The sequence below is a fragment of the Planctomycetota bacterium genome (assembly GCA_016125255.1).
Classification (GTDB): Bacteria; Planctomycetota; Phycisphaerae; order Phycisphaerales; family Zrk34; genus RI-421.
Genome location: WGMD01000006.1, coordinates 91,546 through 106,190, shown reverse-complemented (window position 1 = coordinate 106,190; position 14,645 = coordinate 91,546). Strand labels below are relative to the sequence as shown.

Sequence of the window (14,645 nt, the reverse complement as noted above, 5' to 3'; positions counted from 1 at the left end):
GGCCGGGCTCAGAAGTAATCCGGCTTGCCGAGCATCTTTTCAAGCTCGTTCTGCTGGAGGATGAGCTGCACGCGGGCGTCGCGGTGCGAGGCCTCGACCTCTTTCTGCGTGAGGGTCCAGAGCCAGTAGAGCCGCCAGTCGCGCAGCGGCTCGCCGAAGCGGCGGCGGCGCGGGCGGCGGCGGAGACGCTTGTCCGGGGCGTGGTCCTTGAGCAGCGGGTCCTGAAGGCAGAGGATGAACTGAAACGACCCGGGATCGCCTTGCCGGGCGCATCGACCGACGAGCTGGCGATCGACGCGGGCCGATTCGTGACGCTGGAGACTGACGACATGCAATCCGCCGGCTTCGCGCACGGCTGGGTCGAGCTTGATGTCCGTGCCGCGACCGGCCATGTTCGTGGCGATCGTCACAGCGCCCGGTTGACCGGCACGCGCGATGATCTCCGATTCGTCCTTGTCGGAAAATGCGTTGAGCACGTGATGCTCGATATTCATTTCGTCGAGCAGTGCGGAGAGGCGCTGACTGGTGGCGATGTGCGTCGTGCCCACGAGCACGGATCGACCGGCGTCGCGCACCTTGCGGATTTCCTCGGCGGCGGCGCGGAACTGCTCGATCGGCGTGGTGTACACGATCGTCGGCCAGCCGACGCGCCGGCACTTCTGATGCGTCGGCACCGGCATCGTCCGCTGTCCGTACACGCAGTAAATCTCCCGCGCGGCGTTGAACATCGTGCCGCTGCAACCGCACAGACGTTCGTACTGCCATAGAAACTGCTGCACGGTGACCTGCGCAAGATGGCGCGTCGGGCCGTCGAGCGGCAGGCCTTCGCGCAGCGTGATCGCTTCGTATAGTCCGTCAGACCACCGGCGCCCGGGCATGCGGCGGCCGGTCTTTTCGTCGACGATGACGATCTCTTCGTTCTCCTCGTCGACGATGTAGTTGACGTTGCGGCGGAAAAAGAGTCGCGCCCGTAGGGCGGCGAGGACGGCGGCTTCGGCGGTGATGGCCTGCTCGGTGGATAGGTCGCGCGTGATGAGGCGGCGGCCTTCGGGGGTGAGCGCGACCTGGCCGGGGCCGAGGATGTCAAAGTCGATTTCGGGGCGGAGCGGGGCGGTGACTTCGTAGGCCCACTTGAACAGCGGCGTGCGGCTGGCCGCGCCGGCGACGGACTCGGACAGCAGCATCGGCGTGCGGGCCTCGTCGATCATCACCATGTCCGCTTCGTCGACGAGCGCGACGCGCAGGCGGGGCATCGAAGGCATGGCGCCGTGGCGCGAGATGGCGATGCGGTCGCGCAGCCAGTCGAAGGCGACTTCGTGCAGCGTCGAGTAAAGCATCGACTTGCGGTAGAGCTTCTTCTTCGCTTCAGGGTCGGCCTTGGGATCAAGGAACGCCGCGGTGAGGCCCATGCGTTCGGCAACCTGTGCGCCCAGTTCGCTGTCGCGCTCGGCGAGGTATTCATTGGCGGTGAACACATGCACGGGGAAATGATCGAGGGCGTAGGAGCAGGCGGTGAGCAGGGCGGCGAGCGTCTTGCCTTCGCCGGTCGCCAGTTCGATCATCCATCCCCGCCGCATCGCGATGGCTGCGACGACCTGATTGACGTGCAGGCGGAACGTCGTCTGCCGGCGGATCGCCTCCAGCACGAGCGGGAAGTTGGAGCAGTCGGCATCCACGTCCCGCGTCTTGATCGGCCGGGCGTAGTGCAGTTGCGATCGCGAGAGCAGTTCGTGATCGCCCAGCGATTTGAGGGCGTGGGCCTCTGCGATGAGCTTGCGGGCGAGTCGACGGCAACCGGCCAGCGCGATGCGGCGGCCGGGCAGACTATGGCGATAGCGCGGGAGCGGACCCCATTTCTGGATGACGATGCTCTTGACGGGATACATGCTCATGCGCGGGCCTCACGAGCCCAAAGCATAGGCGTCATCACGTGTGATAATCGGCGTTGATGGTGATGTATTCACGGCTCAGGTCGCAGCCGAGGAATTCGCAGCGGGATTTGCCCATGCCCAGGGCGAGCGTGATGACGACTTCGGGCTGGCGCATGAGTCGGCCGAGGGCGTGCAGGTCGGCGGAAGTCGGCTGGCCGTCGCGGTAGACTTCGATCGCGCCGATGTTGACGCGGAGTTTGTTGGCGACGACGGCGGCGCCGGAGCGGCCGGCGGCGGCGGTGAGCCGGCCCCAGTTGGGGTCGCCGCCGTGCACGGCGGTTTTGACCAGCGGCGAGTCGGCGACGGTGCGCGCGACCTTGAGCGCATCGGCGGGGGACTTGGCGGCTTCGACTTTGACACGGATGACGCGCGTGACGCCTTCGCCGTCGGAGATGATCTGATAAGCCAGGTCGCGGCAGAGGTCGGCGAGGGCGTCGGCGAATTTCCTGTAGGCGGCGCCGCGCGTCTTGATCGGCGCGTGGCCGGCCAACCCGCTGGCGAGCACGGCGACGGTGTCGGACGGGCTCGTGTCGGTGTCGACGCTGATGCGGTTGAAGGAGGCGTCGGCATTGACGGCGTCCTTGAGGGCGGCGCGGAGAAGCGGGACGGAGATGGCGGCGTCGGTGGTGATGAAGCCGAGCATGGTCGCCATGTTCGGCGCGATCATGCCCGAGCCCTTGGCGATGCCGCCGATCGTGACGGGTTTGCCGCCGAGGTCGAGCTTGCGGAGGGCGGGCTTGGCGACGAGGTCGGTGGTCATGATCGCGGCGGCGGCGTCGGCATCGGGGCGCGACCCGCGATTGAGCCGGCCCACGAGCGTGTCGATTCCTTTGTTGATTTTGTCCATCGGCAGACGGCGGCCGATGATGCCCGTCGAACAGGCGAGCACCTGCTGGGGTTTGCATCCGACATGCTTGGCGACGGCGGTGCACATGGTCAACGCGTCTTCGAGGCCCGGCTTGCCGGTCGAGGCGTTGGCGCAGCCGGAGTTGATGACGATCGCCTGCAGCGATCCGCCCTTCATGTGCTTGCGGCCAAGCTGCACGGGCTCGGAGGGAATCTTGTTTTGCGTGAACATGGCGGCGGCGGCGCACGGGGCATCGGCGACGATCAGGCACAGATCGCTTTTGCCGGAGGCCTTGATGCCGAAGGGACCGGCGGCGGCGCGGAAGCCATGCGGGGCGGTGATGGAACGGTGAGCTTTGAGCATGTGCAATGCCTGCGCGATCAGCGCATCAGGAAGGGGTTGCGCGTGACGGAGCCGGGGCCGTGAATGCCTTCGGGCGCCAGGGCGATGCCGATGCTCGACACGTCGCCGACGGTATCGAAGTCAAAGGCGACCATGAGCAGCCAGCGGGGCAGCCGGCGTGTGACGGTCAGCGTGATGTTGCGGGTCTGACTTCGGTGAATGTCGAAGGCCTGGCTGAAGGCGATCTGGTACTTGGGCGTGAGCATGTATTCGAAGCCGTAGGACAGGATGAAGCTGTCGACTTCGTCGATGAGTCGGAGGGTGGTGAAGCTGGAGAGGCGGGGGTCGTGATCAAGCTGGAAGCCGATGTTCCACTGCTCGATCTCATTGCGGTCGAGGTTGTAGTTGACTTCGGTCATGGCGGCGAAGGTGTCGGTGACCTGCCAAGCGACTTCGTTGTAGAGGAAGTTATCGTAGAGACTCATCTCGGGGCGATAGTCGAAGAACCGGGCGATGTGCGATTCGCGCTGTGTTTCGCCGGTGGCCATGACGAAGTCGGTTTCGATGCGGAGCCAATCGACGGTGCGCCAGTTGCTGGGTCCGCCGCGCTGGGTCTGCAGCGTGTTGCGAAGGCCGAACTGCACGATGCCGCCCTCGGCGAGCGACTCGACGCCATAGTCGTAGACCGGCAGTTCCTCCTGATTGATCGTCGTCTGTGCGTAGAGCAGATTGACGGACGGTTCGATGATGTGACGGATCTTGTGCAGGTCGAACAGGGCGCTGTCGACGTCGCCGTAGGTCTTGCAGAACGCGGTCGACGCACGCAGACCGCCGCCGCCCCAGAGCCGCACTGCATCGTCCGACCCGCCGTACGTCGCAAAGTCATCGTCATAACCAGTCACACGGCCGACGACATACGGCGTAATGTTGACGTCGCCGATGTGCAGCGGGGCGTCGAGTTCCTGGCGCGAGTCGATGCGGTAGCGGGTCTGCTCATCGAGACCCAGACCGGCGTAGGCGACGTCGAAGGGGGTGGTGTTGGAGGCGATACCGAAGAGGGCGACGGACTGAGCAGGCGTGAATCCGCGCTGGCCGGGTTGATCCTTGGGCAGATTCAGGCGCATGACCGAAGCGCGGTTCTCGCTGTACCAACTCAGGCGATCGTCCCAGAGACTGGTGCCGATGCGGTAGTAGGCGATTTCGGGGAGTTTGTCGGTGGTGTAGCCGCCGGGCGTGGCGCCGATGCCGGTTCCGGCGGCGACGTTGCCGCGCGTCTGAAGCAGATCGGACTGGGCTACGAAGTCCTGTAGGTCATACTTGGTCAGGAAGGTGAACGCCCAATCCTCGCGCTGCTGCTTGAGATAGATGAGCGATTCGTATTCCTTGGACGCCAGCGCGTCCTGCGTGAAGAACTCCTCCAGGAACGTCGGGTCGGACAGATAGCTCAGCTCCGCTGTCGCCTCCCAGTTGTCGGGAAGCTGATGCCGATGACGCCAATTGATGCGGCCGCGGTTCTCGGCCTGCGGGTCGATGTCGTTGCGCCCGCTGGGCCGGTCTTCGCCGTCGTCATGAATGTAGTAGCTTTCGAGCGAGCCATAGGCATTGGGCACGTCGTAGTTCATATCGAGCCCGATGGCCGGCCCGCGCTTGGTGTAGCCGTCGACGAGCAGTTCGGCGTCGACGCCGTTGGGCTTGGGCTGATCGATCAGGTTGAACAGGTCCCACTTGGTTTCGAAGATCGCCCCGCGGCGATTGGACGCGCCGACGTTGATCGACTTGAGCGCGGTGTCGGTGGCGTTGCCCGTCATCTTGGGCCAGAGGAAGACGCTGTGCGAACCGACGTCGGCGGTCATGCCCTCGGCCGTGTACTTGTACTCGCGCTCCCCGCCGGGGGCTTCGTCAGCGGTGACGGTCAGCGACTTTGCCCCGATGGCGAAGTGCGGCTCGAAGAATTCGCTCGTCGTGAGCTTGGCGTTGTCCGCCGACCATTTCTCACCCGAGTGCTGCTTGAGCTTTTCCGCGCGGACATAGAGCGGGACCTGACGCTGCACGTCCCATGTGTAGAACACGGCGTCGAGCACGACGGCCCGATTGTCGGCGATGTCATAGTAGATGCGCGGACCGCGCAGCGTGTACTGGCCATCGGTGGCGATGACATTGTCTTCGAGATACACGCCGCGAATCTGCGACGCCGGGGCGCTGGTCGCCTGATTGTCCGCCGTCTGCTGCGAGACGAAGAGCACGGCCTTGTCCGCCGTCAGATTCAGCCGCCGGTTCGTTTTCGGATCGACGTACATGACCTCGATGTTGTCCATGAGGATGACGTACGCTTCGTCAGGGCCCTTCTTGTAGACGACTTTGCCGGCGTGGAAGTCGACCTGCGCTTCCGCCGACGATGCGGCGGGCACGATCGCTTCGCCCGGTGCGGGCGTCGGCGTCGTCGGCTTGGGCTTGATCACCAGCGGCGGGGGCAGCGTCTCGGGCTTCACATCGCGCAGCTCCGTCCGCCGCTCCTTGCGATGATCGAACGTCTGATCGGAAATGAGCGGATCGCCCGGCTCGATGGGCTTCGTGTTCGCCGCCACCGCGTTGCGATAGCGCTCGATGCGAGCCAGTCCGGCGGCGACCAGGTTGTCGCCGTTCATCGCCTCGCGCTTGAGCAGGGCGGTTTCGAGCTTGACCTTGCCGACGACGGTGGCGGTCACGAGCAGTCGGCCGGCTTCCTGCTGGATCGGGCCGTACCCGCCCAGTTCAGTGACATGCTCCAAGTAGACCGACACATCGCGGGCGTCGAGGCCGGGGATCGAACGCGGCGTGATGACGACGAAGGCCTTCTCCGCTTTGAACCCATACGAGCCGATCGCGATGCGCACATCGCCCGTCAGCAGCATGCGGTGTGACTGGCCCTCCATCCATGCCGACACGCCGTTGCCTGCCAGTTCGACGTCGGCCGGCACAGGCGCGCCGGGCGCGATGAGGCCGGTCGCGCTGTGCTGAATCATGTGATCGATGTTGCGCCCGCTTTCGCCGGGCGGCACTTGCGCGGGTTTATCCGCGGCGCGGAGCGAAGCGGCGGCGCCGAGACAGAGCATCGCCGTCAGCGCGGCCAGAAGCGAAGTCGGTATGCGTCGATTGTTCAAACCCAAACGTGCGGTCATGCCAGGCCCCATCGTCCATGATCGGTCGCGACCCATAACTGCGTCGATGATAAGTTGTCCGCGACACAGGAGCAAGCGGATTGGTGCACGCTTCCGACCGATCCCTGACCCCCGACTCCTGATCCCCGCACGTTACGCCGACTGCTGGCAGGCGAAGGCGGCGAGGTTTTGTGCAGGCGCTTCGTCGGCGACGCCGTGGCTGAGCACGACGATGCGCCAAAGATCGACGGCGCTGAGCTTGAATTGATATTGCATCTGAAGCTGAGTTCGGCCCAAAAGATCGCTTAAGGCCAGATCGCTCCGCCAACCCAGCTGCATGCACAAGGGGTTGATGGCCTTCTCGGCGACGGCGACGAGGCGTCGAGTCGATTGAAAATGATTGAGCAGGACGACGCGGCCGCCGGGTTTGACGAGCCGGGCCGCTTCGTGCAGCAGGCCGATCGGGTCGTGTACGACGCTGATGACGTGCGTGATGAGAATATGGTCGAAGCTGGCGTCGGCGAAGGGCGTCCGCAAGGCGTCGGCCTGCACCAGTTCGACGTTGGTCAATCCGCGTCGCTCAACTTTCTGGGCGGCCTGCCGGAGCATGCCCGCGCTCATGTCCACGCCGACGATCCGCACGTGATTCGGATAATGTTCGAGCGTCATGCCCGTGCCGATGCCCATATCCAACACGCGTTCGCCCGGCGCGGGGCGAAGCTCGCGGATCGCACGCATCACGCGCTGCTCCACGAGCTTGCCGAACGTGTGGTCGTAGAACTTGGACCACACATCGTACTTGCGTGTTACCTTCGCTTCATGCGTCATGAACGTCGCACTCGCATTGCCTTGCCAACCCCTAACACGTTACCCGCCGACCGCCCCTTTGGCCAGTCGGACATTGTCGGGGCTGGGCAATCGCCCGTGGGCCCCTTATCATGTCTGATCGGCTCACCACACGCCGAGGCGCTCATTCCATCGTCCGACCCGCCACGCACGAAAAGGAACCGCATGAGACGCATCCTCCTTGCTCTGATCCTCTTTACATCCTTTGTCCCATGCCGACCCGCCGGCGCTCAGCCCGCCGACCTCAAGGACGGCGACCTCGTCGCCCTTGTCGGCTCCGCCTTCATCGAACGCGAAGGCAAGAAGGGATACATCGAAACCGCCCTGACACTGGCCCATCCCGATCGCAATGTCCGCTTTCGCAACCTGGGATGGTCCGGCGATACCGTCTGGGGCGAGTCCCGCTCATACTTCGGCCCGCCCATCGACGGCTACAACAACCTCATCAACGAACTCAAACGCCTCAAACCCAGCGTCATCATCGTCTCGTATGGCGCCAATGAAAGCTACGCCGGCGCGGCCGGCTTGCAGGCGTTCACCGATCAGTTGAATCACATGCTCGACGACATGACCGCCGTCACGCCGCGCCTCGTCCTGCTTTCCCCGCTGCCCGTCGAGACGCTCGGCCCGCCGCTGCCGGACATGACCCGACAGCAACAAAACGTCGAAATGTACGCCCAGCGCCTCCGTGAAATCGCCGAGGCGCGACATCTGACCTACGTCGACCTGATCGGCCCGTTGCTCAACGCCGACAAGTCGCAGCCCCCGTTGACTTACAACGAGATTCATCTGACCGATAGCGGCTATCAGCGTGCCGCGCATGTTATTGCCGCCGCGCTCGTGCCGGGTACGCCGCCGATCGACTTCGCCAAGCATGACGATCTCCGCAAGCTCATCATCGAAAAGAACGATTTCTATTTTCACCGCTACCGTCCCGCCAACACGACCTATCTGTTCGGCTTCCGCAAACACGAGCAGGGTCGCAACGCCGTCGAGATTCCCCAGTTCGATCCGCTCATCGACCAGAAGGACAAACAGATCGCAGACCTTCGCGCGAAGGAGTCCCACTGATGAAAGCCCTCCTCGCCGCTTGCGGCTTAGCACTACTTCTGTTCGTCCAGCCAATCTTCGCCATCGACGGCGTCCCCGACCCCGACCCGATGAAGGAGATGGCCGAACTTCAAATCGCCGACGGTTTCGAGATCAGTCTCTTCGCGTCGGACCCGATGATCGTCAACCCGACGCAGATGAACTGGGACGAGAAAGGCCGGCTCTGGGTCGCCTGTGCAAGTCTGTATCCGATGATCGCGCCCGGCGAAACGCCCGATGACAAGATCGTCGTCCTCGAAGACACGGATCACGACGGCAAGGCGGACAAGAGCACCGTCTTCACCAGCAATCTGCTCGTCCCTACCGCCGTCATCCCCGGCGACGGCGGCGCCTACGTCGCCAACTCCACTGAGATGCTCCACCTCGTCGATACCGATGGCGACGGCCGGGCCGACACGCAGCGCGTCGTCCTCAGCGGCTTCGGCACCGAAGACACGCATCACATCATTCATACCTTCCGCTGGCTCCCCGACGGTCGCCTCTACTTCAATCAGTCGATCTACATTCACAGCCACGTCGAAACCCCGTGGGGCCCGCGCCGACTTGGAGCAGGCGGCATCTGGCGCTTCGAACCGCATTCGCTCAAGCTCGACGTCTACGCCCGCGGGTTCATCAATCCGTGGGGCCACTTCGTCGATCGATGGGGCCAGTCCTTCGCCACCGACGGCGCCAATGGCGAAGGCGTCAACTACGTTTTTCCCGGCGAAGCGTTTCCAACCGCCAAAGACGTGACCCGCATCATGCACGGTCTGAACCCCGGACAACCCAAACAGTGCGGCCTCGAGATCCTTTCCGGCCGTCATCTGCCCGATGACTGGCAAGGCAACCTCCTCACCAATGACTTCCGCGGTCACCGCGTCAATCGCTTCGTTCTCTCCGACTCGGGCTCCGGATACATCTCCCGCCAAGCCCCCGACCTGATCCGCACCAATCATGTCGCCTTCCGTCCCGTCGACATCAAGATGGGCCCCGACGGCGCGATCTACATCGCCGACTGGTACAACCCGATCATCAACCACGGCGAAGTCGATTTCCGTGATCCCCGCCGTGACCATACGCACGGGCGCATCTGGCGCATCACCGCCAAGGGCCGCCCGCTGGTGACCCCGCCGCAGATCGACGGCGCGACGGTTGAGCAGCTTCTTGAAATGTTGAAGCTGCCCGAGACATGGACGCGCGATCAGGCCCGGCGCATGCTCAAGGAACGGGGCGCTCAAACCGTGCTGCCCGCGCTGGGGTCATGGAGCAAGACGCTCACCGATGATCACGATCGACTCGAAGCACTGTGGGTGTACCAGTCGCTTGATACACCCAATGAAGAACTGCTCACATCGCTGTTGAAATCAAATGACCCGCACGCCCGGGCCGCCGCGGTGCGCGTGCTCGGCGATTGGGTGGAGCAGATCAACGATGGGCCGGCGCTGCTCGCGACCGCCGTGGCGGACGATCATCCGCGCGTACGGCTGGAGGCGGTGACGGCGCTGCGCCGGCTGGATTCGACGCAGGGCGTGTCGCTCGCATTGGCAGCGATGGACAAGCCGATGGACCCGAACATCGACTACGCCCTCTGGCTCACTGTGCGCGAGGGCAAGGATCATTGGCTGCCCGATCTCATCGCGGGCAAACTCAACTTCGAAGGCAAGGCCGACCGCATGGTCTTTGCCGTCAGCGCGACCGAGGACCCGGCGGCGCTGGGACCGGTCGTGGCGATGTACACCGCCGGGAAGATCGCCGAGGCGGATCGGGGCCGCGTGCTGGACCTGATCGCCGCCAAGGGCGGTCCGCATGACCTGCGCATCCTGTTCGATCAGGCGATGGCCAAACCTGACGGGCGCGTGACATTGCTGGGCGCGCTCGATGCGGCGGCGCGCCGCGGAGCGAAACCGGAAGGCGACCTCAAGTCGATCGTCACGCTGTTGAGCGACGGCGATGACGCCACGGCTTCGGCGGCGGCGACGCTCGCCGGCCGGTGGAAAGTCGAATCGGCGCGCGACACGCTCGTCAAACACGCCGCCGACGCCGCGACGTCCGCCTCGGTTCAGGCCGCGTCGATCGAATCGCTTGGCCTGCTCGGCGGCGCGGCGGGCAAGACGACGCTGACGGACCTGGCCGGCGGCGAGCACCCGGCGGCGGTCAAGATTCGCGCGGCGACGGCGCTTTCGATGATCGACCTCAACCATGCCGCCCGCGTCGCCGCCGACGTACTCGGGCAGGTCGATGCGTCGGCGGACACATCGCCGATGATCGCGGCTTTTCTGGCTCAGAAGCAGGGTCCCGGCGCGTTGACGGCGGCGCTGAAGGACAAGCATATCGCGCCGCCGGTGGCGACGGCCGTGGTGCGGCAGGTCAGCTCGACCGGGCGCGACATGAAGGGCCTTATCGCCGCGCTGAACGAAGCAGGTTCGCTCGGTCCGATGCCCGCCTCGCTCACGCCCGGGCAGCTTGCGCAGATGATCAAGGATGTGCAGGCACACGGCGACCCGGCCCGCGGCGAGGAAGTCTTCCGCATGGCGGCGATCGCCTGCACGACCTGTCACGCCATCGCCGGAGCCGGCGGGCACGTTGGGCCCGACCTGGTGAGTCTCGGCGCCTCTGCGCCCGTCGATTACATCATCCAGTCGATCCTCGAACCCAGCGCCAAGATCAAAGAGGGCTACCACCTGGTCGTCATCAACACGCGCGACGGCAAGGTCTACTCCGGCACGATCGTTCAGCAGAACGATCAGCAGGTCGTTCTGCGCGACGCGACGGATCATGTGAACACGATCGCCGCCTCGGACATCGCTCAGCAAAGCATCGTGCCGACTTCGCTGATGCCGCCGGGGCTAACCGCGTCGCTGCGGCGGGACCAGTTCGTCGACCTGGTGCGATTCCTTTCGGAGCTTGGCAAGGAAGGGGCGTACAAGGTCAGCGCGACGCCGATGGTGCGGCAGTGGCGGATGCTCGAATCGTCGGTGCCGCTGGAATCGAAGCTGCGGGAGTTCAGCATCGAGCTCGCCGCCGGCGACGATCCGCTGCTGTCATGGAAACCGATCACCAGTCATGTCAGCGGCGTTCTGTCGCTCGATGAACTGCCGCTCATTCACCGTTTCGGGGCCGAACAGTACAAGATCGCACGCTTTGACATGAAGGTCACCGCCGCCGGCAAAGTCGGCCTCAAGTTCACGCCCGCTACCGGCATCGAAATGTTCGTCGACGGGCGTCGCACGGCGGTCGCCCCGCTGACGGCGGTCGATTTGGCGGCGGGCGTGCACACGGTGACGCTCGTCATCGACCACAACACGAACGCCTCGCATTTGCAGGTGGAATTCGCCGATGTGCCCGGCTCTTCGGGTCATGCGGAAAATATTTTGGCAAATTGAGATGCTTTTGCGGGTATCCACCCAAAGGTCTCTCGTCATTTAAGGAGTCGCTCGCGTGCAGCAGATGATTCAACAAAGCCGGACAGTTCTGATGCTCGCTTTGATCACCTTGTGTTTCGCCGCCGCATCGCAGGCCGCGGAGCCGACGCCGATGTGGATCTGGGCGCCGGGTCAGCCGGGCGCGGGGCAGAAGGCGAACTTCCGCAAGGTGGTGGTGCTGGACGATCGCCCGAAGCAGGCGATGTTCGTCGGCTCGTGCGACAACAGCATGAAGGTGCTCGTCAACGGCAAGTCGGTCGGCTCGTCGGGCGAGTGGGGCGATCCGCTCGTCGCCGACATCACGCGCAATCTGCACGCCGGCGACAACGTCATCGCCATCGCCGCCGAGAATACCGACGGACCGGCGGGCCTGATCGCGCGGATCGCGATCATGCCGGCCAGCGGCGACGCGATCACGCTGGTGACCGATGCAAGCTGGAAAGTCGGCGCGGAGATGCCCGCTGGTTGGACCGGTGCGAAGTTTGACGATGTGTCGTGGCCCGCAGCCGCAGTGGTCGCCAAGCTGGGCGACGGGCCGTGGACCGCCATCAACGACCAGACGCTGACGTTCGTCGCACCGCAGCAGCCCACTGCCACGCCGCCGGACCGCATCCACCTCCGCGTGCCCGGCTTCAAGGTTGAATTGCTCTACTCGGTCCCGAAAGCGGAACAGGGGTCATGGGTCAACATGGCCGTCGACCCCAAGGGCCGGCTCATCGTGTCCGATCAATATGGCATGCTCTATCGCGTCACGCCGCCGGCGATCGGCTCCGATGCCGACGTCAAGATCGAACCGCTCGACCTGAAATTTAAAGACGAAAATGGCAAAGAAACGCCTATCGGCGGCGCTCAGGGAATCGTCTGTGCCTTCGATAGTCTCTACTTCGTCGCCTCAGACAAGAATCAGGGACTCTACCGTGCGCAGGACACCGACGGCGATGACATGTACGACAAGGTGACGAAGCTGCGTTCGATTCCCGGCGGCGGCGAGCACGGGCCGCACGCTGTCATCCTCGGCCCGGACAACAAGCTCTACGTCGAAGCGGGCAATCACACGAAGATTCCCGACCCCGACGAATCGCGCGTGCCGCGCATCTGGGGTGAGGATCATCTGCTGCCGCGCATGTGGGACGCCAACGGGCACGCCCGCGGGATTCTCGCGCCCGGCGGTTGGGTCTGCCGCACCGATGCGGAGGGCAAATCGTGGGAGCTGTTCTGCTCGGGCTTCCGCAACGAGTTTGACATCGCATTCAACCGCGAAGGCGAGTTGTTCACGTACGACGCGGATATGGAATGGGACATGAATACGCCGTGGTATCGCCCGACGCGCGTGTGTCACGTCGTCAGCGGCGGGGAGTTCGGCTGGCGCAGCGGCACGGGCAAATGGCCCACATATTACCCCGACAGTCTCCCGCCCGTCGTCGAGATCGGTCCTGGTTCGCCGACCGGCGTCACCTTCGGTTACGGCGCGAAATTCCCGGCCGAATATCAGAAGGCGTTTTTCATCTGCGACTGGAGCTACGGCAAACTTTACACCGTCAAGATGACGCCCGACGGTTCGACCTATGACGGTAAACTGGAAGAGTTCATGTCGGCCGCGCCGTTGCCGCTGACCGACATCGTCGTCAACCCCAGGGATGGCGCGATGTACATCACGGTGGGCGGGCGCCGTGTGCAGTCGGGCCTGTACCGGCTCACGTATGTCGGCGACGAATCGACCGCCCCCGCACCGGCCGACGACGCCGGCGCGGATCAGCGAGCGATCCGTCACAGACTCGAAGCGTTTCACGGTCATCAGGATGCCAAGGCCGTCGACACGGCTTGGCCTTACCTGGCGAGCAAGGACCGCTTCCTGCGCTACGCTGCGCGCACGGCGATCGAATGGCAGCCGGCTGGTCAGTGGGCAAGCCGGGCGCTGGCGGAGAAGAATCCGCAGGCGCTGATCGAAGCGATGGTCGCGCTGGCCCGGGCGGGTGACAAGTCGCTTCAGCCGAAACTGATTGAGGCGCTGGGGCGGCTTGAATGGTCGAACCTCGACATCGATCAGCAGCTTGCGACGCTGCGCGCCTACGCATTGGTGTTCACACGCATGGGCGACCCGTCCGACGATCTCCGCAAGACCGTCATCGATCGCCTCGACCCGCTTTACCCGGCGACGGACCCGCGGCTCAATGCGGAATTGAGTCTCATCCTGATCTATCTGGAAGCGCCCGACGCGGCGACGAAGACGATGGACCTGCTCGCCAAGGCGCCGACGCAGGAGGAGCAGCTTCGCTACGCGCTCTGGCTCCGCAACCTCAAGACGGGCTGGACCATGGACCAGCGCAAGGCATACTTCACATGGTTCCAGAAAGCGGCCCATTACAAGGGCGGCAACAGCTTCGCCAAGTTCATCATCAACATCAAGAACGACGCCATCGCCAACTTGAGCCAGGCCGAGAAGACCGAGCTCAAGCCAATCATTGAAGGCGAGATCAAATCCGACGCACCGACCGCGCCGGTCGCCCCGCGTCAGTTCGTCAAGAACTGGACGATTGATGAGCTGGCGCCGATCGTGGACAAGGAGGTGCACGGGCGGGACTTCAATCATGGCCGTGAGCTTTTCGGCGCGGTGGGCTGTTTCAACTGCCACCGTTTCGCCGGCGAAGGCGGATCATACGGGCCGGACCTGACGGGCGTGTCGGGCCGATTCAGCTCGCGCGATCTGCTCGAGTCGATCATCGAGCCCAGCAAGACGATCAGCGACCAATACCAGTCGACGATCTTCACGCTCAATAACGGCCAAGTCGTGATGGGCCGCATCGTTAACCTCGGCGGCGACGGGTACAGCGTCAGCGTGAACATGCTCGACCCGAACCAGCTTGTGCGCGTCGAATCGCGTGATATCAAGTCGATGCAGCCGTCGCCGATTTCGATGATGCCGCCGGGTCTGCTCTCGACGCTCAACAAAGACGAGGCGCTCGACCTGCTGGCGTACCTGCTTTCCCGCGGCGATCCGAACAGCGACATTTTCAAGAAATGACGCGTCGGT

Annotated in this window: 7 protein-coding genes; 3 read left to right on the top strand and 4 right to left on the bottom strand. The window is 64.2% G+C overall.

Annotated elements, in window-relative coordinates:
- Positions 1 to 8: 8 nt before the first annotated feature.
- The 4 genes from GC162_07150 to GC162_07135 form a co-directional block, all read right to left on the bottom strand.
- Positions 9 to 1,892, bottom strand: a complete 1,884-nt coding sequence (locus GC162_07150; protein MBI1368417.1) for a hypothetical protein — start codon at positions 1,890 to 1,892, stop codon at positions 9 to 11.
- Positions 1,893 to 1,926: 34 nt separating this feature from the next.
- Entirely contained in the window at positions 1,927 to 3,141 is a 1,215-nt protein-coding gene (argJ, locus tag GC162_07145) for a bifunctional glutamate N-acetyltransferase/amino-acid acetyltransferase ArgJ (protein ID MBI1368416.1), read from the bottom strand.
- Between the two features lie 17 nt (positions 3,142 to 3,158).
- A complete protein-coding gene (lptD, locus tag GC162_07140) occupies positions 3,159 to 6,314 on the bottom strand; it encodes an LPS assembly protein LptD (GenBank protein ID MBI1368415.1) in 3,156 nt (1,051 codons plus the stop codon).
- 96 nt (positions 6,315 to 6,410) lie between these two features.
- Positions 6,411 to 7,085: a methyltransferase domain-containing protein gene (locus tag GC162_07135; protein MBI1368414.1), complete on the bottom strand. Its 675-nt coding sequence runs from the start codon at positions 7,083 to 7,085 to the stop codon at positions 6,411 to 6,413.
- On the opposite strand from GC162_07135, the gene GC162_07130 reads away from it, so the two are divergent.
- The 3 genes from GC162_07130 (at position 7,077) to GC162_07120 (ending at position 14,636) form a co-directional block, all read left to right on the top strand.
- A complete protein-coding gene (locus tag GC162_07130) occupies positions 7,077 to 8,174 on the top strand; it encodes a hypothetical protein (protein ID MBI1368413.1) in 1,098 nt (365 codons plus the stop codon). The two genes, GC162_07135 and GC162_07130, sit on opposite strands and share 9 nt — an antisense overlap.
- Complete coding sequence (locus tag GC162_07125) at positions 8,174 to 11,575, top strand: sorbosone dehydrogenase (protein ID MBI1368412.1); 3,402 nt, start codon at positions 8,174 to 8,176, stop codon at positions 11,573 to 11,575. Before GC162_07130 ends, GC162_07125 begins: the two co-directional genes overlap by 1 nt.
- A gap of 151 nt (positions 11,576 to 11,726) precedes the next feature.
- The gene (locus GC162_07120; protein ID MBI1368411.1) at positions 11,727 to 14,636 is read left to right on the top strand and encodes a c-type cytochrome; all 2,910 of its coding nucleotides are present in this window, start codon (positions 11,727 to 11,729) and stop codon (positions 14,634 to 14,636) included.
- The last annotated feature ends 9 nt before the right edge of the window (positions 14,637 to 14,645 follow it).